Raw genomic sequence first — 22,687 nt, 5'->3', positions numbered from 1 at the left:
CGGCCGGCTCAGCCGGCGAGCCGCTGCTTGACCTGGGCCAGACTGGGGTTGGTCATGGCCGTGCCGTCGCCGAAGACGACCGTCGGCACCGTCTGGTTGCCGCCGTTGACGCTCATCACGTAGTCGGCCGCGGTCGGGTCGTGCTCGATGTCGACGACGTCGTAGGAGACGCCCTCGCGGTCCAGCTGCTTCATCAGCCGGTGGCAGTAGCCGCACCACTGCGTGCTGTAGATCGTCAGTCCGGCGATGGCAGTCATGCGGAGTGCTCCAGGGATGGCGGGGACGCGACGTCCGGCATCAACAGCCGGCACGCCCGCGGACTTCCCGACCGCAGCGGCTGGGAGACTGCTGCCGTGAGCGCTGACCTGACCCCCGACGGCGTGCTGGCGGCCCTGGACCCCGAGCAGCGGGCCGCCGCGGTGGCCGTGCGGGGCCCGGTCTGCATCCTGGCCGGCGCCGGCACGGGCAAGACCCGCACGATCACCCATCGGGCCGCCTACGCCGTGCTGTCCGGGGTGACGCCGGCCTCGGCGCTGCTCGCGGTCACCTTCACCGCCCGGGCCGCCGGGGAGATGCGCACCCGGCTGCGTGCGCTCGGGGTCGGCGGCGTGCAGGCCCGCACCTTCCACTCCGCCGCGAGAAAGCAGCTCGGCTACTTCTGGCCCCGGGTCATCGGCGGTGCGCCGCCGCGGCTGGTCGAGAACACCTTCGGACTCGTGGCCAACGCCGCCGCGCGGGCCCGGCTGCGGCCCGGCACCAGCGAGTTGCGCGACCTGCTGTCGGAGCTGGAGTGGGCGGCCAGCTGCCTGGTCGGCCCCGAGGACTACCCCGCCGCAGCGGCCCGCTCCGGACGGCAGGGCCCGTACGACCCGGCCGTCGTCGCGCAGGTCTACGGCGCGTACGTCGACCTGAAGTCCGCGCAGGGCCTCGCCGACTGGGGTGACCTGTTGCTCCTGACGGCTGCGGCGCTCGAGGAGCACGCCGGGGTCGCCGAGGAGTTCCGCGCCCGGTACCGCTGCTTCGTCGTCGACGAGTACCAGGACGTCACGCCGCTGCAGCAGCGGCTGCTCGACGCCTGGCTCGGCGACCGTGACGACCTCTGCGTCGTCGGCGATGCCCAGCAGACGATCTACAGCTTCACCGGCGCGACCCCGGACCACCTGCTGCGCTTCCGTCAGCGCTACCCGCAGGCCACCGAGGTGCGGCTGGTGCGCGACTACCGCTCGACGCCGCAGGTCGTCGCCCTGGCGAACGGCGTCATCGCGCAGGCCCGGGCGTCGCAGGCCGGGACGTCGCAGGCATGGGCGTCGCAGGCCCGGCTCGAGTTGGTCGCCCAGCAGCCGCCCGGCCCGGAGCCGATCTTCACCGAGCACGACGACGAGCCGGCCGAGGCGGCCTCGGTCGCGGCCCGCTGCCGCGAGCTGATCGCCGCCGGCACCCCGGCCAGCGAGATCGCGATCCTCTACCGAGTCAACGCGCAGTCCGCGGCGTACGAGGCCGCGCTCGCCGACGCGGGGGTGCCCTACCTCGTCCGCGGCGGCGAGCGTTTCTTCGACCGCAAGGAGGTACGCGAGGCGATCCTGCTGCTGCGCGGCGCCGGCCGGGCGGCGGACCCCGACGCGCCGGCCGGGCTGGCCGACCTGGTGGCCGACGTGCTGCGCTCCGGACTCGGCTGGGAGCGCGACGCTCCGCCGGCCGGTGCCGGCGCCACCCGCGAACGCTGGGAGTCCCTGGCCGCGCTGCACCGGCTGGCCGATGACCTGGCCGGCGGTGCGACCGGCGGCCTGCCCGGCGATCCGTCCGACGATCTGGCCGCGGCCGCGCCGGCCGCCGGGTTGCGTGAGCTGGTCGCCGAGCTCGAGGAGCGCGCGGCCGCGCAGCACGCGCCGAGCGTCGAGGGGGTGACGCTCGCGTCGCTGCACGCTGCCAAGGGCCTCGAGTGGGACGCTGTCTTCCTGGTCGGGCTGGTCGACGGCACGATGCCGCTGGTGCACGCGGACACCCCGGCGGCGGTCGAGGAGGAGCGCCGGCTGCTCTACGTCGGCGTCACCCGAGCCCGGTTCTCCCTCTTCCTGTCGTGGGCGCTCTCGCGATCACCCGGGGGGCGTGGCAGCCGCCGGCCGTCGCGCTTCCTGGACGGGCTGCACACGGCCTCGGCCCGCCCCGTGCGGGCGACCGGGTCGGCTCGCGCGGCCCGCCGCGAGCGCTCGGGTCCGGTGCCCTGCCGGGTGTGTGGCGCCTCGCTGGTGGTGGCCGTCGACCGCAAGCTCGGCCGCTGCGCCGACTGTCCCGCCGACCGTGACGAGCAGCTCTTCGAGGCGCTGCGCGAGTGGCGGGCCGGCCGGGCCAAAGAGCTCAGCCAGCCGGCGTACTGCGTGTTCACCGATGCGACCCTGACCGCGATCGCCGAGCAGCGCCCGGCCGACGTCGCGGCGCTCGTCCGGATCCCGGGGATCGGCCAGGCCAAGCTCGACAAGTACGGCGAGGACGTGCTCGGCCTGGTCGGCGCGCAGTCGTCGCAATAAACCGGTTGCCCCTGCGCCGTACGACCTCTACCTTCGCTCGTGACCGGGTTCCCCCGGCAGCGGACCAGGCGAGGGAGGTGGACGACATGGAGAGCATCCGTGCGATCCGGCCCGTCGACGGCGTGTCCGCCTACGCGGCGCCCCCGCTTTCCTGGACGCAGCTGTCGGACGAGGCCGCGCGTCGGGCGGCGGCTCGCAAAGCGCGGCTGTCCGCTGCGGCACACGAGGCGGCGGCGCCTCGTACCGGTGCACCCGCTGCTGTGCGGGCCGCCGCCGTGACGCCCGCTGCTGTGCGGGCCGCCGCCGTGACGCCCGCTGTCGCGATGCCCGCCGCCGTGACGCCCGCTGCTGTGCGGGCCGCGTTCGCCGGCGTCCGCAATGCCGATCTCCCGGGTTCTCCACCTCGAGGTGCACCGGTCTGATTTGTCAGACCAACAGCGCCTCGAGGCCGCGGAACCCGACACGGGATCCGCGGCCTCGTTGCTTTTTCCTCCCGCTTCGGGCTCACCCGCCCCGACCCCTTGCAAGGACCAGGGCCCCACCGGGTCGAACCAGATCGAAGGTGACCGACGATGCTCGCCCCGACCGCCGCTTCTGCGGAGCCGACCGCCCACCCCATCGCCGGTTCTACGGAGCCGACCGCCCACCCGACCGCCGCTCCGGGAACCCGCTGCGGCACCGACGCGGACCTGCCGTGCTGGACCGCCGACCCGGACCTGTGGTTCGCCGAGGCACCCGGCGACGTGGAAGACGCGAAGGCGCTGTGCCTGCCGTGCCCGCTGCGCGAGGCGTGCCTGGCCGGTGCGCTCGACCGGCGTGAGCCGTGGGGCGTGTGGGGCGGCCAGTTGGTCGTGGCCGGCGTCGTCGTCCCGCGCAAGCGCCCCCGCGGCCGGCCCCGCAAGGCCGACGTGGCCGCGTAGACCTCTCCCACCCCTCCGACAGGAGCAGTGCCGTGTACGACCCCACCATCCATCTGCTGCTCGCCGCGCGCGAGCAGGCCGAGCGCGAACACCTGGCCGCACAGGAGAGCCGGGCCCGCCGGCTGGTCCGGCTTCGCCGGCTCGACCGCCGGGCGCAGGCCGCCGCCGCCCGCGCCCGGCTCGCCCGGATCGCACTCGGCTGACTGCCGCACGATGCGACGACGCCGTCCCTGCACCCGAACGGGTGCAGGGACGGTCGCGTGCCTACGCTGAACAGCGTGCCCCTGCCCTCGCGGAACCTGGCTGCCGACGTGGTCGTGCGCACGGGACCGACCACGCCCGCCCTTCGCGACCAGGCGCTGGACGTGCTCCTCGATCCCGCGCTGGCTCCTGTCGTCGACCTCGTCTGCTGGTCGGAGAACGGGCTGGTGCACGTCGCCGACAGCTGCGGTCACGTCACGCTGGCGGCGGACGGGACGGCGCTGCTGCTGGCCGGCCGGGACCCGGTCGCCGACCAGGACCCTTACGGCGAGTCGGGCTACCCCTTCGCCGCCGTCCGGCTGCACTCGCTGTTCGCTGAGCCGCGGGCGCCGGATCTTGCCGTCGTGCACACCGGCGCGCACTGCTGGACGGAGCGGGGCGGACATCTGGGCGAGCACGGCTCCCTCAACGCGCTGCAGTCACGGGCTCCGCTGCTGCTGTCGGGTCATGGTGTCCAGGTCCGCGGCGTCATCGACGGGGTGGCCCGTACGGTCGACGTCGGTGCGACGCTGGCCCGTCTGGCGGGGGCCGACTGCGACGACATGGACGGTGTGCCGGTCGAGCTGGTGGCGCCCGGAGCCACATACGTCGTCGGTCTGCTGTGGGACGGCGCGCCGCACGCTGAGCTGCTCGCCCTGGCGCAGGACGGGACGCTGCCCAACGTCGCGCGGCTGCTCGCCCGCGGCTGCGCTCTGCGCGGCGGCGCGATCGCGGAGTTCCCGAGCGTGACCCTGGTGAACCACACCTGCGCCCTGACCGGCCTCGGCCCTGGCCGGCACGGCATCGTGAACAACGCCTTCTTCGACCGGCTCGCCGGCGAACAGGTCGTCCCGAATGCCTCGTCGTCCTGGCACCGCGCGATGGACTGGCTGCGTCCGGGCGTGCGCACGGTGTTCGAGCGGCTGCCCGCGGACGCGCGCAGCGCCTGCATCAACGACCCGGTCGACAGCGGGGCGACGTACTCGACGTTCGCGCTGATGCGCGAGGCCGGCCGGACCGGAGCCGGGTCGCTGGCGGACGTGTTGCCGGCCGCGGCCGACGACGTGCACGCGACCCAGGAGCACGTCGCGGCGAACCCCGACTACGCCTGGGGGACCCAGGTCGACGCCATCGGGCTCACGCAGATGCTCGACCAGTGGCGCGAGGGCGAGCCGCCGCGCCTCACCTGGTGGAACACCACGCTCACCGACTCGGGCCACCACGCCGGCGGACCCGCCTCGCCCATCGCCCGGGCCTCGCTCGTCGACGCGGACCGACGGCTGGGAGTCTGGCTCGACCTGGTGGAGCAGCGGGGGCTGCTGGAGGACGTGGTGGTGCTACTGACAGCGGACCACGGTATGGAGGCCGCGGACCCCACCTGCACCGGCGACTGGGACGACGCGCTCACCGCCGCCGGGGTGCCGTTCCGGGACGAGGCGTACGGCTTCCTCTACCTGGGGTGAGATCGCCCGCGCCGTTGCCGTGAAACAGCCTCTGACCTGCAACGATGCGTGGCTGGCTGGGACCGTAGGGAGTGTTTGGACCGTTCCCGAAGGGTCGTTCTTGCGGACTTTCTGCGGACAGCTCGACTTCTTGCGGACTGCCTGCGGACCGTCGGCGCTGTTGCCGTGCTTCTCCGGCGGCCCTCGCCGGCGGTCGGTCGACGCGTTCAGGTCGTCGTCTTTCCCGCGCGCCGAGGCCGCGGACAACGGTGACCTTACGCAGCCCGAGGCCATCAGTCTGCTGGCTTGCGAACACGCAAGGTCGTGCAACGTCACTCAAGGCGGCAGGCTTGCCGCTCAGCAAGGGCTGAGTATGAGTGCCGTCCCTGGTCGCGTGGGTCGAGCCCTGACCGGACCATGCGGTCTCGACGGCCGTAAGTGGCTCGAGGTCTCCGCCTTGCTTGCGGTGGTCTGCGGCGGGGGCACGACCCGACCCGTACGCGGCTACGGGCGGACGTCCGCCGGCCGCGGCTCGCCGGTCCGCCGTGCTTGCACCGGGGCGGGTGCGATCACGTCGGTGACCGTTCGTCGACCGGAAGGGGCCCTCTGGATGGAGGGTGTCGACCTCTCATGGGTGCCGATGGGCGGACTTTGCGGTGGATCGACCGTCCGTCAGGTTCGCGGGCGACGGGGCTTGTGTGGCGGTACGTCGAGAACGGGTACGGCGCGCAGGAGGAAGCGGTCGAAGTGCGGAACAGTGAAGGCCGCGTAGGCGTGTTGGGGCGTATAGAGCAGCCCCATGTTGATCAACTCCGCTCGCGTAGGTCCTAAGTTCGTCGACGTCCGTCCCATGACCTCAGCGACGTCCGACGCCTTCTGCGCCGTCGGCCCCAATTGCGCCATGGCTCTGAGGTAGGCGCGCTGCAGGTCCGTGGCTCGATCCAGCCGCACTCGGAAGAAGGAGGCGTCGAGCTTGGCCTCGTACGCCGGTTCGGCGGCACGGACGTCGGCCGCGCTGATCTCCGGACCGGCTGCAACGGTCCAGACGGCGTAGCCGAGTTCCTGGACGAAGTACGGGTACCCGCCCGTGATGGCGACGGCGGTGGACAGGGCCTGCTGGGTGTAGGTGACGTCCTCCTCGGCGGCGGGGAGCACAAGGGCTTGCTCTGCGTCGCCCGGCGACAAGACGCCGATCTCGGGGAACTTGAACAATCGCTCCGCGTACGACTTGGCGTCCCCCGCCAGCTCGGCGATCTGCGGCAGCCCTGCTCCGACGAGTGTGATCGGCAACTTCCGCTGCACCATCTTGTGAAGAGCCTGTATGAGCGCCTCCAGCTGAGCCCGGTTGAGGAACTGGATCTCGTCGAAGAGCAGGACGATCCCGCGCTCCTGCTCGCGCGCCGCTTCCCCGAGGGCGACGAAGACGTCGGTCAGGTCCATCGAGAGGTCGGCGTGGTCGGCGAAGCCCTCGGCCGCCTCGACGTCGAGGCCTGCCGAAACAGTGCCGGATGCGTCCACCGTGATCGTGAAGGACTTGAGGACCGCCGCCGCATGCCGGAAACGGTCGGTCCAGCGCGCCCTCGGGGACAGCTCGAGCAGGGCTGTGCGCAAGCGTGCGGAAACTGCCCGGCGGAACTCCGTCTCGTCGTGCTTGCTCACCTCCAGTTCGACGACCACCCAGTCATGTTCCAAGGCCTTCGTCCGGAACTGGCCGAGCAACACGGTCTTGCCTACGCCCCGCAGGCCGGTGATGAGCATCGACTGCTCGGTGCGGCCGCGCTCGATCCTCGCGAGCAGCAGGTCGAACCATGCGAGCTGGTCGTCACGGCCGACAACTGCCTGAGGTTCCGCCCCTGCGTTGGGCGTGTACGGGTTCGTCAGCGCGCGCACGGGGGGACCTTATACGCCTTACCCCAATTTAGTCCAGGGGAGTAAGACGGAGTAAACCAAGTAAAGAGCCATTGGGCAGCCTTCATGGAACGGCGGCAAGCAGCAGTGGCACCGGTCGGCCGAGCCTGCTGAGATCGGCTGGGCACTTCGCCTGGGGATGGACCCTGGGTACGGAGGCGGACACGGTGACTAGTCGTCCTCGTCGTCGCCGTCGAGGTCGGTGCCCAGGATGCGGGCGTCCCCGGCGTCAACTGTCACCTCGCGCCAGCTGCCGTCCCCGCCTCGGACCAGGACATCCCAGACGACGAAGCCGCCTTCCTCCTCCAGCTCGACCCGGACTGCCTCGCCACCGCCGACGGACTGGACAGCGGCGGCACCTGCTGCGACCTGGTCGATCTTGGCCGGGGCGGTCAGCGCGTCGAGCTCGGCTGCGTCGTTCTCGGGCAGCTTCCGCTCGTCCACGACGACAGTGCCCGGCGCCCGCAGCGAGGACCGGTCGTCGCGATCGTCGCCGTCATCGTCGGCGCGCTCGGACCGCAGGATGCTCGCGTCGCCGGCATCGACCGTCACCTCACGGCCGGTGCCGTCACCGGCGCGGACGACCACCTCCCAGACGTAGCCGTCCTCGTCCTCCAGCTCGGCCCGCACGGCCTCACCGCCACCGACGGCCTTGACGGCTGCGGCAGTCGCCTCGGCCTTACTGACGTCGGCGAGCGCCGACAGCGCGTCGCGCTCGGCGGCGTCGTTGTCCGGGAGGGCCCGCTCATCGACGGTGATGCTGCCCGGGCGGTCCAGGTCGTCACCGATCGGGACAGTGCCCGTGGCGACAGCGACACCGCCCAAGGCGGCCACGCCGAGCAGTGTGGCGCCAGCCACGGCAACAGTTCGTCGTCCTACACGCATGAGGTGCTCCTCGTTCAGCTCGCCGGCGCTCTGCCGGTCCTGAACGCCAGAATCTGCGCGGCCGATGAGAGGACGATGAGCTGAGGTTGTGAGTTGCTCTCATCGCTGTCTCATCGGCCCGTGCCAACCTCGACGGCATGCGAGTGCTGGTCGTGGAGGACAACGTCAGGATGCTCGACGTGCTCCGTCGGGGACTGACGGAGGCAGGTCACGTGGTCGATGTGGCCGCCGACGGCCATGACGGGCTCGGCTTCGCCACCGCAAGCTCGTACGACGCGATCGTGCTGGACGTGATGCTGCCCGGCATGGACGGCTTCGAGGTCTGCCGCACCCTGCGGCAACGAGCCGTGTGGACACCGGTGATCATGCTCACCGCACGTGACGCAGTCGCCGACCGGGTCGCCGGGCTGGACCACGGCGCCGATGACTACCTGGTCAAGCCGTTCGCGTTCACCGAACTGCTCGGCCGCCTCCGCGCGCTGCAACGGCGCGGCACCCCGCCCCGCCCGGCAGTGCTGCAGTGCGGGCCGCTGTCGCTGGATTCAGCCACACGGGTCGTCATGGTCAGTGCCGAGATCGTCGAGCTGTCGAGCCGTGAGTTCACCCTGCTGGAGTTCCTGCTTCGCAACCCCAACCACGTCCTGTCCCGGGCCCGGATCATCGAAGGCGTCTGGGGCCACGACTACGACGGCCTCTCCAACATCGTCGACGTGTACATCAAGTACGTCCGGGACAAGATCGACCGCCGGTACGACCTCGACCTGGTGCAGACGGTCCGCGGAGCCGGGTACCGCCTCGTCTGCCCCGCGGCGGAGCGCTGATGGTCTTTCGCCTGCCGATCAGCGTACGGCTGGCCTTGCTGTTCGCCGCCTCCCTCGCAGCGCTGCTCGCACTGCTCGGCCTGGTCGTCTACCAGCAGCTCGGCGCCGGACTGCGCTCCGGGCTCGACCAGCAGCTCGTCGACGCCGCAGGCGCCTTGCCGCCACGCCTGAACGACGCCGCGCTCAAGGGACCCGGCGAGGACGACGAGCTCGCCGGAGTGGAGATCAGCGACCGCCTCATCCAGATCGTCGACGAGCGCGGACAGGTGACCGAGGCCAGCGATGAGCTCGACGACGACCCGCCCCTGCTGGACCCCGCATCGCTGACGCAGATTCGCAGCGGCACGACTGTGCTGACCACGATCGCCGAGGACGAGGACGATCAGCTTCGCGTGCTGGGCGTCCCGTACGGCGACCCCGGGACGGTCGCGATCCTGGCCGCGGAGCTCGACGAGGTCGACGACGCCCAGCAGGCGCTGCTGGCGGTGTACGGACCGCTGAGCGTGCTCGGCACCGTCCTTGCCGGCGCGCTCGGGTACGTCCTCGCCCGTCGCAGCCTCATGCCGCTGCGTCGCATGACGGCTGAGGCAGAGGCGATCGGCGGCTCGGACCTGACACGACGGCTGTCACCGCCAGCCCGGTTGGACGAGATCGGCCGGCTCACCCGCACCCTGAACGGGATGCTCGGCCGGCTCGAATCAGCGCTGAATCGTGAACGCAGCTTCGCCGCTGACGCCAGCCACGAGCTGCGCACCCCGCTGGCGATCCTGCGCGCCGAGGTTGAACTGGCCCGCGACCGGATCAAGAACCCCACGGCACGCGCTTCGCTCGACACGGCGCTGGCGGAGGCAGCCCGGCTCGGCGAGCTCGTTGACGACCTCCTGCTTCTGGCCCGAGCCGACGCGGGTCACCTGGCCGATCACCGACCGATCGACCTTGACGAGCTGGTCGAGGCCGTCACCTCGCGCTTCAGCACGCTCGCCACCCGCCGCGGCGTGCACCTCACGTTCACGGGGGTCGCCGTCGTGCGCGGCAGCTTCGCCGGCCTAGAACGAGCAGTGGGCAACCTGGTCGACAACGCCCTGCGGCACACCCCGGAGGGAGGAACCGTCGGCATCGAGGTTCGGCCCACGACCGACGGCGCCGACATCGTCGTGCAGGACACCGGTCCCGGCGTCCCCGAGGACCAACTGCCCGGGCTCTTTGACCGCTTCAGCCGGCTCGACAGCGCCCGGCACGAACCCGGCGGAGCAGGACTAGGACTCGCAATCGTCGCCGCAGTCGCCGCCGCGCACTCCGGCACGGTGACCGCCGCCAACAAACCTACCCAGGGCCTGGCAGTCACCCTGACCCTGCGGGGATGAACTGCCTACGACCACGCGCACTTCCACCGGTAGCAGAGGCGGCCGGGCCGAAAAGCGCCTGCTGATTGGACGGCGGGCTTGGCGAGACCTGCCAGTTGGAGGGCGGTGGCGGTCACGACCAAGGAACGGGCAGGGCTGTGTGCCCGTTGTGCGAACATGGAACTCACCTGTCCCAAGTGCCACGGCTCGATGCGCACCTATGAGCGCAACGGCGTCCATGTTGACCAGTGCACAGAGTGCCGCGGGATCTTCCTCGACCGCGGCGAGCTTGAGAAGCTCGTGGACGCCGAGAACGCCTGGAACGCCTCCGCCGCCGCGCCGGCTGCGCCTGCGCCTGCGGCAGGCGCACCCGCCTCGGCGGCGGCGCAGCAGGGCGGACTCGGCGCGATGGTTGGCGAGGTGCTGCAACAGGCACGCGCCGCGAAGAGCGGGCACCAGCAGTCGTCGTCGCACGGCCGGCCCTACGAGCAGCAGTACGGGAAGCACCCGAAGCGCAAGAAGTCCTTCTTCGAGGAGTTCCTCGGCTAGCTCGGCTTCACCGCTGCTCTCACGGCGGCAGGGCACGGGTGATCCCACCCGCCAGGGTGCGAGCAGAGGAGCTCCGCCTCCGCGTCGTAGCGCTGTGGTGCTGGGCAGGGGGCCGGACCACAAGCATCGGCTTCGCTCGGTGCCGCGGCGAGCCGTCGCTGGTCTTGCCGGCGCAGCCCAGGAGGAGCCGAGCAGTTAATGGTCAGGTGACCTGACCAAACGCACGCGTCCGGTCAGCTCCCCTGCCCAGGCCCCGCGCCGGTGGTCGCGGGCAAGGGTCTCGCCGGCCCGGGCGCGGGCCGGCAAGGAACAGTGCGCAACAAAGTCGAAGATCGCTTGTCACAGCACCCCTTCGACCGCACTTACCAAGGGTGAGGGGACGAGACGCGTTCCGCGGGTCAGGGAGCTGTGTCATGGACGGGCTGCACGAGGCGGCAGGGCAGGTGCCAGCGGAGCAGCTGGTCGAGAGTGAGCCGGCGGGGGCTGAGCGGGCCGGCTTCGTGCGGGACCGGGCGCACCGTTTCCCGGGCCGCCGCAACGCGCTCAAGGTTCTGTACGACGACGTGGAGGTCGCCTCGGTGCGGGCGGCGGCACAGCTCGCCGGGCTGACCCCGTCCGGGTACGTCGCGGCCGCCGGCCTGACCTTGTCCGGGGGCGGGGGTCGCGCCGGCGACCTCGACCGACCGGGCGCTGCTGGCTGAGCTGCTGCAGGGCCGGACGGCGTTGGGCCGGTACGGGGTGAACCTGAACCAGGCCGTCGCGGCGCTGAACAGCGGCGCCGGGGCGCCGGTGTGGCTGCTGCAGGCGGTCAGCGGCTGCGCGCGGGCCAGCGCTGAGCCGCCCCCGCGAGCCCATGACCTGCGGTGATGCGCGCAACAGACGAAACGTACGGCTTCCTCTACCTGGGATACGCAGCGGGCTCGGAAGAAGGAAGAAGGCCTCTGACCTGCGACTGACGGCCTCCGTCGGTGATCGCTCGCGGGGAGCCTGGCGCAGGGTGCAGAACCGGATGCGGGTGACTTCGTCTGGGTCGGTCGCTGCCCCGAGGCCATCCCGCGTCCGGACAGGTATCGCCAACGCCTGCGCCGCCCGTAGCGCTCGAAGGTCACGTCGGAGCCCGTTCAGGCGCGCTGATCGATAGGGCGCCGTCCGCGAGTCGCAGCTTCAGGTCACGCTCGACGTCCAACAAGCGCCTCGGTTGATCACCTACCTCGCCTCGGCTCACAGTTCGTGGGCGCCGGCGAGCAGAACCGTTGTTCTGCTCGGTTCCGCACCGGCGCGGAACCGCGACTACATTCCGTCCGTGAGGCTCCTGAGGTTCGTCGTGGATGCCCTGGTCTTCTTCGCGGGGTACACCGCGGTCAGTCGGTGGGCGACGGGTGGCGGCATCGTCGATCCAAGGATCATCACGCGGGGCGACGAACCCACCTACACCGTCGTGGCGTCTGTTCTCGCAGGGCTCCTGGCGGTCGCGGTGTGGCGTGGCGTGTACCTGCTTCTCACGCGTACACGTCAGCCATAGCTGCTCGTAGCCGGCGCTATCGCACGCGCCGGCCCAGCCTCCGGTCGTGATCAGCGCCGGGATTGCTCACTTCCGGTACGGCGGGAATGTGCGTGAAGAGGGCGTTGATCACAGCACCGGTGACGCTCGCTATGCAACGTGGCCCTTCTCGGTCCGCTACGACCTCCTGCGGTACGCATCGAGGCGGTGCGCGACATCGACGACCGTGACGCTCTGCTGCTCGTCGTTGATCCGGTAGATCACGCGGTAGGTGCCGCGCCGGGCGCTGTGCCGGTCCTCCAACGGGGGCCGGAGCCGCTTGCCCATCCGGTGCGGGTTGCTCAGCAGCGGTCCCACGATGAACTCGTGCGCAGCCATCGCGACCGCCTCCGGCAGGACCTCGGCGAGCTGACGGCGGGCCGTCGGGCTGACCCGGAGCGTGTAGCGGTCGCCCTCGGCCTTCACGCGACGGGCCGGCGACCCCGTTGCCTCATGGCGGCCGCCAGATCGGCCTCAGATCCTTGCTCACCCGCCGCCAGCTCGTCGTCGGAGGCGGCAAGCCGGCGCATCGTGTCCGGATCCGACAGGATCGCCAGCGTCTCCTCGAGCGACTCGAGGTCCTCGGGGGCGATCAAGACGGCGGAAGGCCGCCCGTACACGGTCACCGTGACGCGCTCATGCTGCCCGCTGACGCGACTCACGACGTCGGACAGGCGCGCCTTCGCCTCGGCCAGAGACATCGTCGTCATGGTCACAAGTATGACCACTGACCCGGCTGATGTCGAGCCTTCGGGGCCCTGTGGGCGGTGCAGACGCTGCCTAGCCTGAGGACATGCCGATCGCGTTGCTGCCTTTCAGCCAGTACGCGGTGTCCCAGACTTTCAGCCTGCTCGTAGTCGGCTACGGGGCCGCCGGCATCCTCGTGCGAGCGATCAGGACGCGTCTGCCGCGCCGGGCGGTGCTCGCGGTCGGAGCGGGCGCGTTGGCGGTGCACCTCGTCGCCACGGTGCAGGCGGCGACGACCGTCGCCTCCGGGCTGGCGGAGCGCACCGCATCGACCGTCTACCTCGCTGCCCTGCTGGTCGTCGTCGCCGCCGCCGTCCTGACCGGACTGCTGGTGCTCCGGCTCATCACTGCGCCTTCCAAGGCCGGAGCGGTGATCGGATCGAGCCTCGTAGCGCTCGTGGCCGGTTCGTAGCTGGCGGACCTCCTGATGGCGCTGGGGGCGGCTTCCGGTGAGGTCGGATCCTCGGCGTTGAACGTCGTGGTTCGGTGGGTTCCCGCAGTGCTCGTGGGGGCCACGATCGCCTGGGGCGGCCACGGCACACGTGGCCGCGTTGTCGCCGCCGTCGGAAGCCTCCTCCTGCTCTGGATCGTCCCCGCTGCTTTCACCGCGATCGCTTCGGCGGCGGGCTCACGGGTGCTGCTGCCGTACCCGTCGGAGATGGTCGACTACGGGATGGAGGTTCTGCGAGCCCGACCTCGTCCTGCCGCCGCTGCTGGCCGCTCTTGTCGTAGCCGCTGCTGGGATCGCCATCCACCGACTGCTCGGGCGGCGGCTGGCCAACGAAGAGGTCTGATGGCACCAGGGCCTGCTCGATGCGACCGGTATCGGACGGGTGGCTCGGCTCGGAGTCCCCGGCGGGGGGATGAGTCTGCCGAGGGCGAAGCCGCCGTGGACGCACGTTCCGATGAACGGGGGCTCGTCGTTCAGCGACGCCCGAGGTGTGTGCCCGCGGCGGTCGAGTTCAGGCCGGTTGAGCCCCTCGCTCGTGCCGGAACGCTGCGGAAGCCGAACCCCATGCGGGATCCTGGCGTGCACGTTCCGGGCGGCGATGTCACAAGCCGCCTGGGCCCACGGCTACCGGTAGACGTCGGTGCGGTGGTCGACGTGCACGATCAGGACCACACCTGCAGGACGATCGATCCGGTAGATGACGCGATAGTCGCCGCGGCGTGCCGCATGACACCCGGCGAGCTCCAGCTGAAGCTCGCGGCCCACCCGTTCGGGGTTGTCGGCGAGGGATCCGTAGACGAACTCGACCACGGCGGTTGCGATCTTCTCGGGCAGTCGCCGGAGATCCCGCTGAGCCGTCGGCGTCCAACGAAGCGAGCGGATGCGCTCGCTCACTGCCGCCGCGCGAGAGCCAGGGCTTGCTCCTTTGTCAGCTCAGCTGTCTCGCCCGCCGCGATCTCGGCCTGGCCCTGTCGGACACGGCGCATCGCCCGCGCGTCGGACAACAGCTCCAGGGTCTCCTCGAGACCTTCGAGGTCCTCCACGTTCAGGACGACGGCAGCTGGACGACCGTGTTTGGTGATCACGACCCGTCCGTGCTCGCGCTCCAGCCGTTCGACGACTTCCGAGAGCCGATTCTTCACGTCAGCGAGAGGCATGTGCTCAGCAGCGGCAGACATAGCCATAATCGTAGCTAGTTCCTGAAGCAGTGGCCAGACCGCGTGCGGTGGGAGCTCCGGAAGCCGACGGCTTGCGGCCGCACGGCGCCGTCCCAGTGGTCGAACCCTCATCGGACGTCGAAGGCACCTACCCTCTCGCCCGCCGCGCGCGAGCCTGAGTCGTCGCCGGGGACTACTCCTCCACGGGAGTGATCCGGTCTGCACTACGACAAGGCCCGGTCACTTGGCTGCCTCAGGGGCTCAGACCGGTGAGCGTCACGTCCACGAGCCGATGGACGGCCGCGTCGGAGCCGAGCGCGCCGGCGGCGGTGAGGGCGTGCAGGCAGAACGTCGCTAGCTCCGTGGAAGCGACATCGCTGCGGACCTCGCCGACGACGGCTCCTTCCTGGAGCAGGTCGGCCAGCTGCTGCCGCAGGTGGTCCTGTGCCTGCACGACGTGCTCGCCTTGGTGCAGCAGCGCGCCCAGGTCGTTGCCGTGTTGGCGGCGCGTCGCGCCCGCGTAGGCGACGAGCACCGCACGCAGCCGCTCGCGCGGTGTCCCCGGTCGTGAGGCCGCCTGAGCGAGAAGCGCAAGGTGGCTGTGTACCTGACGCTGATGCCAGGCGGACAGGACCGCCTGGACGTCGGGGAAGTACTTGTACAACGTTGCCCGGCCGATGCCGGCGTCCTGCGCGATCCGCGACATCGTCACCGACGGCAGGCCGTGCTCGGCGATGAGCGCGCCGGCAGCGTCGAGTGCGGCCTTGCGCACCGTCTCCCGGTGCGCCTCGACCGAGTCCTGCCACAGCTTGGGCACGTGGGAAGCCTACAGCCCGTAGCTGGTAGGACATCCAGACTGCGGCCGTAGACATTGTGTCTCGTACAGTGCAGTCCTCAGCCGCCTGAAGCGAAGGAAGCCCAGATGACCGAGCCACAGAGCATCGACAGCAACGGAGCGGATGCGGCCGCCACGTCAGCCGGTCAGGCGCAGCCACCGGCGACGCCCCGCTGGGTGAAGATCACCGGCGTGGTCCTTGCCCTGTTCGTCCTCGCCGTGCTCGCGAAGGTCCTGATCGGCGGCGGTGTCGGCGGACACGGCCCCGGCATGCACGGCGCATTCGGCGGCCTCGCCCCGCCGGCTTCCTCGGGCGCAGCCCTGGCAACCGTGCAGGCGTGGCCAGGTCTGTGATGCAACTGCCCGCAGGTGCGCGCAAGGCGGCGCTCGTGACGCACGTAGTCGCGTCTGTGGGATGGCTCGGCGCTGTCGCGGCGTTTCTGACGCTGGCTGTCACGGCCGTTCGCACCCGTGACCTCGAGACGCAGCGAGCGCTGTACATCGCCATGGAAGTCATGGGCTACACCGCGCTCGTGCCGCTGAGCCTGGCGTCGTTCACCTCCGGGCTGGTGCAGTCGCTCGGGACTCCGTGGGGCCTGCTGCGGCACTGGTGGGTGATCGTGAAGCTCGCCATCTCCTTGGTCGCCACCGCCGTCCTGCTCCTGTACATCCCGACGCTACGCCTGCTCGGCGCCGCCGCGTCCAGCCCGGGCCTGGCCGACGACCGCACGCTGCTGCCCAGCAGCTCACCGGTGCTGCACTCCGCCGCCGCGTTGATCGTCCTGCTGGTGGCGGTTGTGCTGTCGGTGTACAAGCCCAAGGGACTGACTCGTCACGGCTGGCGCAAGCAGCAGCAGGGCCGGGCGGAGCAGTCGCAGGTTCGGGTCCGGCCCGCAGCATGAGCGCTGGCAACCTTGCAGTATCCGGCGTGCCTGCGGTCGGCGTTCTGCTCAGTGCCGCCGCCGCCACGGGACGCCGTGGCGACTCCTCGGCCGAGTTAGCCGGTGCCCTGCCCGAACCACCGGCGGGCGCGGTCGAGGCCGAACCGCGTCTTGTGGTCGGCGAGATCTCGCGACGGCGCGGTGAACGCGGCGGTGGGCGCCTGCCCTGACAAGAAGTTGACGTCCACCTTTCCCACGGTTCCCCCGCCGGCCTCGAAGTAGCAGACGGCCGCACCGTCGTACGGCGGCGGGGGGTCGCTGCCTCGGACCTCGGAGATCAGCACGTCGGCAAGGGTGCGAGCCTCACCCTCGGCGATGGTGCCCGCTCGCGGCACGGGCGCGCTGGTGACGTCGCCCACGGCGTAGATCCCGGGGAAGCGCGTGGCGAACGTCGCCGGATCGACCGGGATCCAGCCGTCCTCGGTGAGACCTGAGTCCACGACGACTGCCGGCGCGCGGTGCACTGGCACTCCGAGGAACAGGTCGTAGGGCAGCTCGCGTCCGTCCTCGAGGTGCGCGACCCGGCGCTCCGGGTCGAGGCGCACGACGCGGCACGACGGCCAGTGCTGGATCCCACGCTCCTCCAACATGTCGACGATGGCTGCGGAGGTCTCCGTCGAGATCGGGATCGGGATCGGCAGCGGATTGACCAGGTGGATCGTGACGTCGTCGCGAACGCCCTGCTCGACCAGGTAGTCGTGCAGCATGAACGCCGCCTCGTTCGGCGCCGGCGGGCACTTGAAGAGCGGCCCGAGCACCCCGATGACGGCGACACCGAATCGGAAGGACGGCAGGACCTCGCGGACCCGCTCCGCGCCCTCCGGCGAGTAGAACTCGTGACCGCCCTCGGCGAGTCCCGGCGTGGCCGCGACATCGAGATCGGCGCCGAGCGCGACAACGAGGACGTCGGCGTCGTAGGTGGCCGCATCGGTCACGACGCGCCGGGACTGCGGATCGATGGCCAACACCATCTCCTGGTGGAAGCGCACGTTGGGCTTCGTGATGCTCCGGTACGGCAGCCGGACCTCTTCGAGGTCGCGCTTGCCGACCATCACGTCGAGTTTGGTGTAGCCGAGGACGAACGCCTCGCTCTTGTCGATCAGCGTCACATCGACATCGTCGGCGAGATCCTCGGCGAGGCGCGTCGCCAGCTCGAGCCCTCCGAACCCGGCGCCCAGGATCACGACGTGTCTGCTCATCCGAGGTCGTTACCGCGGTCGCCGAAGGTCGAAACGCTGTCGGCCCCCGTGGACGACTGGCGCCGGCTCCGGCAGGACATCTTCGACGAGGTGTGCGACCGCGGGTTCGACTCCTCGCGCGGGCTGGCGAAGCTTGGTTGGATGCCGGGATTCTGGCGATTACTACTATCTATCGTAGTAGACGTACTCTCGTCGCCGTCAACGACCTGACGCTGCACCGACCGGCGTCGGCACTGCAGGCGTGGCTTCCCCGGCTGCGGGGGTACTGAGGGGGGGTAGGTCCGGCCACAAGAGCGGCCGCCTGCCGCAGTGCGACCTGCCTGCCGCCCCACGGGAATCAGACCGGCACGGTCGTCACGAGGAGGACTGGTTCGATGTGAGAGACATCAACCTTGTGGACGGCCTGAGCGTCAGCGACGTGCCGACCTTCGCCCTGCTGCCGCCGGAGCCCATCGAGTGGCTGCTCGGATCGGTGTCGTTCGAGACGTCGGTCGCGCCCGTGCTGGCGTTCGTCGCCGGACTCGTGCTGACCCTTTCGCCGATCTCTTGGCCGAGCATCCCGGCCGTCATGACGGTGCTCACCCCCGCAGCGCGCGCAGGCACGGCTGACGGGCTGACGCCCGAGTGGGGAGAGGAGCGGCAACCGCTGAGCCGGGTGCGTGGCGCGCTGGTCGTGCTCGGGTTCGTCATCGGCATGGACGGCGTGATCGCCACCATCGGCGCGCTCGCCGTGTCGGTGACCTACCTGCTCATTCGTGGCGCCGTGGCGCTCTCGCTCCTCGCGGCAGTGCTGCTCGCGGTGGCCGGGCTGCGCCTGGTCACCCGCCGGTGGTCGCTGTGCTCCCGCACGCTCGCGCTGCCTCCCGATCCGTTGCGCGCCGTCAGTGCCGGGGTGGTGTTCGCCGTCGTCGGCTGTCCCGGTTGCGCTCCGATCGCCATCGGGGTCGGAGGCGCCGCGGCGGCGTCCGGCAGCGTGCTGATCTCGGTGCTCGCGATCACAGGATTCGTGGTCGGCAGGTGGCTGGCGCTGTACAGCTTTGCCGCGGCCGGGAGCCGCTTGCTGGGCCCGCTCGGCGGCGCGAAGTGGCGGCGGCTGGACCTGGTCGTCGGCACGCTCTTCCTGGTCGGCGCGTCCTACTACCTGCTCCGCGTCCTGCTCGGCGCCGTGGAGACGGTCGTTCCCGGCACCAGCGGAGTACTGGCCGGCTGACGTGGCGTCAGGCAGGAACGGAACAGGGACGGTCGGCGTTCACGAAGATGGGTAGTAGAACGGCCATCGATGAAGACCAGCAAGGCAGCTGGTGACACGCGAAGCCGCTTGCCGGCAGCAACGAAAGGCAATGACATGGAGCTCTTTTTCCTGCTGTTCACCCTGCTGTGCCCGCTCAGCATGGTCGGGCTCATGGGCTGGTGGGCCTGGTCGATGCGCCGGCACAGCAATCGTGGTGCTCAGGGCAGCGCGCCCGTCCGCTCGGTCAGCGACGAGAGCGAGATCACTCGCATGCGCGCCCAGCTCGACCAGTTCCAGGCCCAGGCCCGCGACGAGAAGTCCCCTGCAGCGGGGTAGGAGCAAGGGACAGCTTCGGTACCCGACCTGACGAAGGAGGCCCCGGCGATGAGCCTCGTCGCGATGATGCACGGAGACGGCGACCACATGATGAACGGATGGATGGGGAACTGGATGGTGCTGTGGGCCGTGCTGGCGCTCGCGCTGGTCGTTCTCGCGGTGGTGGCGACGGTCTGGCTCGTGAAGCACTTGAGCAGCAGCAGCGGTGGCGGCTCGGACGATCGGCGCATCCTCGAGCGCCGGTATGCGTCCGGGGACATCGACCGCGAGGAGTTCCTGCAGCGCCGGAACGACCTGGCCCGACGTCCGTAGCCCACGACGGCAGGCGCCGGACCGCTCTTGTCGACTACCCTCTGTAGGAGTAGGCGCGGGACGTGCCTGTAGCCGAGGAGGTCGAAGTGGCACTGCGGGCCTGGTGCGATCACGTGGTGCACGTGCACCTCTACAGCCGCGACGAGGAGCTGAGCCAGACCTGCGCCCGGTTCCTGGGGGAGCGCTTCGCCGACCGGGACGTCGACGCAACGGCTGAGCCTGGTTACGTCGAGGTGCGCAGCTCCGTCGAGGCTCCGGTGACGGCGGCGGACGTGGCGCAGGCCCTCGTCGGGGCCCAGGTGCGCGCTTCCTCGGTCTTCGATCGTCCCGAGTGGTCCGTCGCCGAGTTGTGAGACCAGTCCTGCCTCGCCCTTCGACAGGGCGAGGGATGGTCGCGCTGTCGATCGTCCTTGCGGTCCTGCTGTGGCCGACCGCTGCGCTGGCCCATCCAGCTCTCGTCGAGACGACGCCCGGCGCAGGGTATGCCGTGACCTCCCCTCCGGAAGCGGTCTCCGTCACCTTCAACGAGCCGGTCACGCCGGTGGGAGACGCGCTCACCCTGCGACTCGGCGACGGTACGTCGATCCCGCTCGTGGTGGACCTGCAGCAAGGCGGGAGTTCGCTGCGGGGGGTGCCGGACGAGGAGCTCGCTGCCGGCAGCTACGAGGTTGCCTACCGCGTGGTGGCACTGGACGGGGACCTCATCGAGGGCAGCTTCGCGTTCGGCGTCGCCAGCCCTGTCGCGACCGGCAGCAGCGCGGCTGCCACCTCGCAGGACGATCCCGACGAGGTGCGACCCGGCACAGCACTGCCGCGGGCGCTGCTGTTCCTGGGCCTGGCCCTGGCGCTCGGCGGCATGGCCGGGGCGGCCATCGCGCGACGCGAAGCGGGAGACCGGGCCGCGACCCGCCCATGGACGCGTCTCGGCGCCCTCCTGGGGGTGGCCGGAGCCACGACCATGCTCCTGCAGGTCGCGTCGTTTCAGCCATCGGATGTGCCGGCGTTGCTGCAGACGTCAGGCCCGGCCCGGTTGCTCGCAGCCGAGGCCGCCCTGTTCTCGTTCGCGCTGCTCGTGGCGCGCGCGCCGTTGCGGGGCGCCGTCGCCGCGGTCGCGCTCGCGGGAGTCGTCCTGCTCGAGGGGCTCCGCGCTCATCCCGGTGAGGCGGTAGGAAGCTTCGGAGTACTGCTGACCGTGGTGCACCTGGCCGCGGCCGCGATGTGGGTGGGCGGGCTGGTCCACGTCGTGCGTCTGGCCGTCGCCTGGCGGGGCCGTTCCCTGGCGACGTGGATGGTCGTCGGCGCCTACGCGCGGATCGCCGCCGCGCTGTTCCTGGTCGTCCTGCTGACCGGCACGCTCAGCGCGCTGCTGCTGCTGCCGACGTTGAGCGACTGGAGCAGTACGACGTACGGCCAGGTCCTGCTGCTGAAGCTCGTCGTCGTCGCGGCTGCGCTGGCTGCCGCCCTGACGGCGCGCCTTCGGCACAGGCGCGGAGTCGACAACGGTGCGGACGTCGTGAACCGCAGGGATCGCAGTCCGTGGGCGCTGAGCAACGCTGCTCGCTTCCAGGCCGCGCTGCTTGCGCTCGTCGTCGTCGTCACCGCCGGGTTGACGTCAGCCACGCCGCCGCGACTGGTGTCGCAGACCGCCTTGCTGCCGGCCCCCACGGGGGCGGTCCTGCGGGTGGCCGACCGGGTGAATCAGGTGACGCTGGCCCTCGTCGCTTCCGACGGCCGGCTCGAGGCGCGTGTCTACGCGCCAGGCCCTCAGGAGGAGGTCGACTACGACCTCGATTTGGCCGTCGAGGCGCCCGATGGACAGGTGAGCTCGCCCGACCTGCAGCCCTGCGGCGCCGCATGCTGGAGCGCCGACGTCGACTGGGCGACGGGCGTGAACGAGGTCGTCGCCGACGTCACAGCGACCGGATGGGAGGCAGGCACGGCCCGCATCGAGGTGCCCTGGCCGCCGCAGCCGGCCAACGACCTGCTGCGCACCGTGCAGACGGTGATGGGTGCTCAGTCGAAGATCCAGGCGACGGAGTCGGTCACGTCCGGCTTCGGCGCTGCTCCCACCACGACGTCGACGCGCACCGGACAGGAGTACCTGGAGGACGAGCCATGGTCGGACGGAGGAGTGACCGACCCGGTGCTGCACGACCTCGAGGGGACCCGCACGCTCGCCTTCGCGATGCCCGCCCTCGGCTACCACTTCACGATGACACTCGACGAACAGGATCGCGTCGTGGCCGCCCGAGTCGTGACGAGCAAGCACCTCATCCAGCGGAGCTACAGCTACCCCGAGTAGCCGGCGGGCAGAGCGGCCTCTGAGCTTCAGCGGGGGCGGCACGAGCGGTGAGGTCGTCGAGCGCGTCCGCGAGCCGCCAGCCCGTGGCCCGGAACGGGTACAGGAACGGGCAGCCGCTGCCTCGCGTGTGGAGCTGTTCCGGGCCTTCCCGCAGCCCCACTGAGGCGAGCAACTCGTCCTGGAACGCACGGCAGGTCCCGGAGGCACGGGCAGAAGTCCAGTGCCAACGCCAGGGCGCGCGGTAGCCGTGCGCGAAAGACCGGACATCCTCGCGCACCTCGTCGTCGGTCTTGACGATGGACAGCACCGGGTGGAAGGCGTGGACCGCGGACTGGCCGTGGTTCGGGTCCCGGTACCAGGTGCCTCGCAGCCCCAGCAGTCCGAGGCCGTTCAGGATCCCGTCGGTGCCGCGCACGAGCTGCCTGACGCCCAGCGGCACCGAGGCGGGCCACCAGCCGTAGCTCTCGCGGCCGTCGACCTCGACCCACCAGTGCCCGTAGATGCTTCGCCAGGACGTGTTGTCCCGCTTGATGGTCACGTAGAGCAGCGTCCGCGGCGCGCCGTAACTCGTGGACACGCCCGGCTCCGAACCGGCTGGGGCGTGCGGGGCGGGTGGGACCGGTGTCTGCAGCGCCCGCTGTGACCGCCGCAGGTTGAGCCTGCGGAGCCGCCCGCGGGCGCGCAGCCGACGTACGGGTCGAGCCCACCGACGACGGAGTCGACGCGCGCCCGAGAGCGTGCGGCTAACGCCGGCTTCGCTCATCAGAGGTCGGCCCCGGGTTGCCGCCCTTGTTCATCTTGCCGCCCTTGCCGCCCTTGCCGCCGCCACTGCTGCCGCGCCGCTTCTTCTCCTCCTCGTGGGCCCGTCGCCGGGCCGCTCGAAGCTCCCGCACCGTGGGTTCTCGCGAGCTCGGCGTCTCGCTGCCGTGGTCGTCGCTCATGTCTCTCCCGCATTCTTGGGTACCCCGGGCGTGTACCGGGTCGTGCTGAGGGGCAGCCTATT

At 70.9% G+C, this 22,687-nt stretch carries 28 protein-coding genes; 17 read left to right on the top strand and 11 right to left on the bottom strand.

Annotated elements, in window-relative coordinates; all coding sequences use genetic code 11:
- Positions 1 to 8: 8 nt before the first annotated feature.
- Positions 9 to 257 carry a mycoredoxin gene (locus WD794_09690; protein MEX2290583.1) on the bottom strand — a complete coding sequence of 83 codons (249 nt, stop codon included), beginning with the start codon at positions 255 to 257 and terminating at the stop codon, positions 9 to 11.
- Between the two features lie 96 nt (positions 258 to 353).
- On the opposite strand from WD794_09690, the gene WD794_09685 reads away from it, so the two are divergent.
- The 4 genes from WD794_09685 (at position 354) to WD794_09670 (ending at position 5,148) form a co-directional block, all read left to right on the top strand.
- Positions 354 to 2,525 (top strand): ATP-dependent DNA helicase UvrD2, encoded by a 2,172-nt coding sequence (locus tag WD794_09685; GenBank protein ID MEX2290582.1) that lies wholly within the window; start codon positions 354 to 356, stop codon positions 2,523 to 2,525.
- 572 nt (positions 2,526 to 3,097) lie between these two features.
- Entirely contained in the window at positions 3,098 to 3,445 is a 348-nt protein-coding gene (locus WD794_09680; protein ID MEX2290581.1) for a WhiB family transcriptional regulator, read from the top strand.
- Positions 3,446 to 3,477: 32 nt separating this feature from the next.
- Positions 3,478 to 3,648, top strand: coding sequence for a hypothetical protein (locus tag WD794_09675; protein ID MEX2290580.1), 171 nt, complete (start codon positions 3,478 to 3,480; stop codon positions 3,646 to 3,648).
- 75 nt (positions 3,649 to 3,723) lie between these two features.
- Entirely contained in the window at positions 3,724 to 5,148 is a 1,425-nt protein-coding gene (locus WD794_09670) for an alkaline phosphatase family protein (protein MEX2290579.1), read from the top strand.
- Between the two features lie 651 nt (positions 5,149 to 5,799).
- Here the strand turns inward: WD794_09670 and WD794_09665 are convergent.
- Together WD794_09665 and WD794_09660 are read right to left on the bottom strand one after the other, a co-directional pair.
- Positions 5,800 to 7,017 (bottom strand): ATP-binding protein, encoded by a 1,218-nt coding sequence (locus WD794_09665; protein ID MEX2290578.1) that lies wholly within the window; start codon positions 7,015 to 7,017, stop codon positions 5,800 to 5,802.
- Between the two features lie 189 nt (positions 7,018 to 7,206).
- Positions 7,207 to 7,869: a PepSY domain-containing protein gene (locus tag WD794_09660; protein MEX2290577.1), complete on the bottom strand. Its 663-nt coding sequence runs from the start codon at positions 7,867 to 7,869 to the stop codon at positions 7,207 to 7,209.
- Between the two features lie 188 nt (positions 7,870 to 8,057).
- Here WD794_09660 and WD794_09655 point away from each other — a divergent pair, with 188 nt between their 5' ends.
- The 5 genes from WD794_09655 to WD794_09635 all read left to right on the top strand — a co-directional run bounded on the left by WD794_09655 (position 8,058) and on the right by WD794_09635 (position 12,155).
- Complete coding sequence (locus WD794_09655; GenBank protein MEX2290576.1) at positions 8,058 to 8,741, top strand: response regulator transcription factor; 684 nt, start codon at positions 8,058 to 8,060, stop codon at positions 8,739 to 8,741.
- The gene (locus WD794_09650; GenBank protein MEX2290575.1) at positions 8,741 to 10,105 is read left to right on the top strand and encodes an ATP-binding protein; all 1,365 of its coding nucleotides are present in this window, start codon (positions 8,741 to 8,743) and stop codon (positions 10,103 to 10,105) included. Before WD794_09655 ends, WD794_09650 begins: the two co-directional genes overlap by 1 nt.
- Before the next feature lie 105 nt (positions 10,106 to 10,210).
- Positions 10,211 to 10,633: a zf-TFIIB domain-containing protein gene (locus WD794_09645; GenBank protein MEX2290574.1), complete on the top strand. Its 423-nt coding sequence runs from the start codon at positions 10,211 to 10,213 to the stop codon at positions 10,631 to 10,633.
- A 413-nt stretch (positions 10,634 to 11,046) separates the two neighbouring features.
- Positions 11,047 to 11,334, top strand: a complete 288-nt coding sequence (locus tag WD794_09640; GenBank protein MEX2290573.1) for a hypothetical protein — start codon at positions 11,047 to 11,049, stop codon at positions 11,332 to 11,334.
- 602 nt (positions 11,335 to 11,936) lie between these two features.
- Positions 11,937 to 12,155, top strand: a complete 219-nt coding sequence (locus WD794_09635; GenBank protein MEX2290572.1) for a hypothetical protein — start codon at positions 11,937 to 11,939, stop codon at positions 12,153 to 12,155.
- A gap of 156 nt (positions 12,156 to 12,311) precedes the next feature.
- Here the strand turns inward: WD794_09635 and WD794_09630 are convergent, their stop codons facing one another.
- On the bottom strand, positions 12,312 to 12,599 hold the full coding sequence (locus tag WD794_09630; protein ID MEX2290571.1) for a type II toxin-antitoxin system RelE/ParE family toxin: 288 nt from the start codon (positions 12,597 to 12,599) through the stop codon (positions 12,312 to 12,314).
- Positions 12,596 to 12,883 carry a type II toxin-antitoxin system Phd/YefM family antitoxin gene (locus WD794_09625; protein MEX2290570.1) on the bottom strand — a complete coding sequence of 96 codons (288 nt, stop codon included), beginning with the start codon at positions 12,881 to 12,883 and terminating at the stop codon, positions 12,596 to 12,598. Before WD794_09625 ends, WD794_09630 begins: the two co-directional genes overlap by 4 nt.
- A gap of 83 nt (positions 12,884 to 12,966) precedes the next feature.
- Between WD794_09625 and WD794_09620 the strand changes: the two genes are divergently transcribed.
- Positions 12,967 to 13,332, top strand: coding sequence for a hypothetical protein (locus tag WD794_09620; GenBank protein MEX2290569.1), 366 nt, complete (start codon positions 12,967 to 12,969; stop codon positions 13,330 to 13,332).
- A 663-nt stretch (positions 13,333 to 13,995) separates the two neighbouring features.
- Here the strand turns inward: WD794_09620 and WD794_09615 are convergent.
- The 3 genes from WD794_09615 to WD794_09605 form a co-directional block, all read right to left on the bottom strand.
- Positions 13,996 to 14,265, bottom strand: coding sequence for a type II toxin-antitoxin system RelE/ParE family toxin (locus WD794_09615; protein MEX2290568.1), 270 nt, complete (start codon positions 14,263 to 14,265; stop codon positions 13,996 to 13,998).
- Positions 14,262 to 14,549, bottom strand: a complete 288-nt coding sequence (locus tag WD794_09610; GenBank protein MEX2290567.1) for a type II toxin-antitoxin system prevent-host-death family antitoxin — start codon at positions 14,547 to 14,549, stop codon at positions 14,262 to 14,264. The genes WD794_09615 and WD794_09610 overlap by 4 nt, the downstream gene beginning before the upstream one ends.
- A 232-nt stretch (positions 14,550 to 14,781) precedes the next feature.
- On the bottom strand, positions 14,782 to 15,345 hold the full coding sequence (locus WD794_09605; GenBank protein ID MEX2290566.1) for a TetR/AcrR family transcriptional regulator: 564 nt from the start codon (positions 15,343 to 15,345) through the stop codon (positions 14,782 to 14,784).
- A gap of 105 nt (positions 15,346 to 15,450) precedes the next feature.
- Between WD794_09605 and WD794_09600 the strand changes: the two genes are divergently transcribed.
- Together WD794_09600 and WD794_09595 are read left to right on the top strand one after the other, a co-directional pair.
- Entirely contained in the window at positions 15,451 to 15,717 is a 267-nt protein-coding gene (locus tag WD794_09600) for a hypothetical protein (protein MEX2290565.1), read from the top strand.
- Between the two features lie 35 nt (positions 15,718 to 15,752).
- Positions 15,753 to 16,265: a DUF2269 domain-containing protein gene (locus WD794_09595; protein ID MEX2290564.1), complete on the top strand. Its 513-nt coding sequence runs from the start codon at positions 15,753 to 15,755 to the stop codon at positions 16,263 to 16,265.
- Positions 16,266 to 16,360: 95 nt separating this feature from the next.
- Here WD794_09595 and WD794_09590 read toward each other — a convergent pair whose 3' ends face one another.
- A complete protein-coding gene (locus tag WD794_09590) occupies positions 16,361 to 17,503 on the bottom strand; it encodes an FAD-dependent oxidoreductase (protein ID MEX2290563.1) in 1,143 nt (380 codons plus the stop codon).
- A gap of 376 nt (positions 17,504 to 17,879) precedes the next feature.
- Here WD794_09590 and WD794_09585 point away from each other — a divergent pair, with 376 nt between their 5' ends.
- The 5 genes from WD794_09585 (at position 17,880) to WD794_09565 (ending at position 21,684) form a co-directional block, all read left to right on the top strand.
- Positions 17,880 to 18,713 (top strand): hypothetical protein, encoded by an 834-nt coding sequence (locus WD794_09585; protein MEX2290562.1) that lies wholly within the window; start codon positions 17,880 to 17,882, stop codon positions 18,711 to 18,713.
- Between the two features lie 69 nt (positions 18,714 to 18,782).
- Positions 18,783 to 19,070: a hypothetical protein gene (locus WD794_09580; GenBank protein MEX2290561.1), complete on the top strand. Its 288-nt coding sequence runs from the start codon at positions 18,783 to 18,785 to the stop codon at positions 19,068 to 19,070.
- A gap of 48 nt (positions 19,071 to 19,118) precedes the next feature.
- On the top strand, positions 19,119 to 19,382 hold the full coding sequence (locus WD794_09575; protein ID MEX2290560.1) for an SHOCT domain-containing protein: 264 nt from the start codon (positions 19,119 to 19,121) through the stop codon (positions 19,380 to 19,382).
- A gap of 62 nt (positions 19,383 to 19,444) precedes the next feature.
- Positions 19,445 to 19,735, top strand: a complete 291-nt coding sequence (locus WD794_09570; protein MEX2290559.1) for a hypothetical protein — start codon at positions 19,445 to 19,447, stop codon at positions 19,733 to 19,735.
- A 35-nt stretch (positions 19,736 to 19,770) separates the two neighbouring features.
- Positions 19,771 to 21,684, top strand: coding sequence for a copper resistance CopC family protein (locus tag WD794_09565; protein MEX2290558.1), 1,914 nt, complete (start codon positions 19,771 to 19,773; stop codon positions 21,682 to 21,684).
- On the opposite strand, the gene WD794_09560 is transcribed toward WD794_09565, so the two are convergent.
- Positions 21,653 to 22,261, bottom strand: a complete 609-nt coding sequence (locus WD794_09560) for a hypothetical protein (GenBank protein ID MEX2290557.1) — start codon at positions 22,259 to 22,261, stop codon at positions 21,653 to 21,655. The genes WD794_09565 and WD794_09560 overlap by 32 nt on opposite strands.
- Positions 22,262 to 22,427: 166 nt before the next feature.
- Positions 22,428 to 22,625: a hypothetical protein gene (locus WD794_09555; GenBank protein ID MEX2290556.1), complete on the bottom strand. Its 198-nt coding sequence runs from the start codon at positions 22,623 to 22,625 to the stop codon at positions 22,428 to 22,430.
- Positions 22,626 to 22,687 lie beyond the last annotated feature (62 nt).

This window comes from Mycobacteriales bacterium, from assembly GCA_040902655.1.
In the GTDB taxonomy this organism is placed as follows: domain Bacteria; phylum Actinomycetota; class Actinomycetes; order Mycobacteriales; family SCTD01; genus SCTD01.
Note: the sequence above shows the minus strand (reverse complement) of the source record. Positions and strands in the feature narration are given on the sequence as shown.

What these genes read in the sequence shown, in the direction of transcription:
- WD794_09575 (MEX2290560.1), top strand. Translation starts at nt 19,119, where the DNA reads ATGAGCCTCGTCGCGATGATGCACGGAGACGGCGACCACATGATGAAC.
- WD794_09565 (MEX2290558.1), top strand. Translation starts at nt 19,771, where the DNA reads ATGGTCGCGCTGTCGATCGTCCTTGCGGTCCTGCTGTGGCCGACCGCT.
- WD794_09600 (MEX2290565.1), top strand. Translation starts at nt 15,451, where the DNA reads ATGACCGAGCCACAGAGCATCGACAGCAACGGAGCGGATGCGGCCGCC.
- WD794_09625 (MEX2290570.1), bottom strand. Translation starts at nt 12,883, where the DNA reads ATGACGACGATGTCTCTGGCCGAGGCGAAGGCGCGCCTGTCCGACGTC.
- WD794_09555 (MEX2290556.1), bottom strand. Translation starts at nt 22,625, where the DNA reads ATGAGCGACGACCACGGCAGCGAGACGCCGAGCTCGCGAGAACCCACG.
- WD794_09640 (MEX2290573.1), top strand. Translation starts at nt 11,047, where the DNA reads ATGGACGGGCTGCACGAGGCGGCAGGGCAGGTGCCAGCGGAGCAGCTG.
- WD794_09655 (MEX2290576.1), top strand. Translation starts at nt 8,058, where the DNA reads ATGCGAGTGCTGGTCGTGGAGGACAACGTCAGGATGCTCGACGTGCTC.
- WD794_09590 (MEX2290563.1), bottom strand. Translation starts at nt 17,503, where the DNA reads ATGAGCAGACACGTCGTGATCCTGGGCGCCGGGTTCGGAGGGCTCGAG.
- WD794_09610 (MEX2290567.1), bottom strand. Translation starts at nt 14,549, where the DNA reads ATGTCTGCCGCTGCTGAGCACATGCCTCTCGCTGACGTGAAGAATCGG.
- WD794_09620 (MEX2290569.1), top strand. Translation starts at nt 12,967, where the DNA reads ATGCCGATCGCGTTGCTGCCTTTCAGCCAGTACGCGGTGTCCCAGACT.
- WD794_09690 (MEX2290583.1), bottom strand. Translation starts at nt 257, where the DNA reads ATGACTGCCATCGCCGGACTGACGATCTACAGCACGCAGTGGTGCGGC.
- WD794_09650 (MEX2290575.1), top strand. Translation starts at nt 8,741, where the DNA reads ATGGTCTTTCGCCTGCCGATCAGCGTACGGCTGGCCTTGCTGTTCGCC.
- WD794_09680 (MEX2290581.1), top strand. Translation starts at nt 3,098, where the DNA reads ATGCTCGCCCCGACCGCCGCTTCTGCGGAGCCGACCGCCCACCCCATC.
- WD794_09580 (MEX2290561.1), top strand. Translation starts at nt 18,783, where the DNA reads ATGAAGACCAGCAAGGCAGCTGGTGACACGCGAAGCCGCTTGCCGGCA.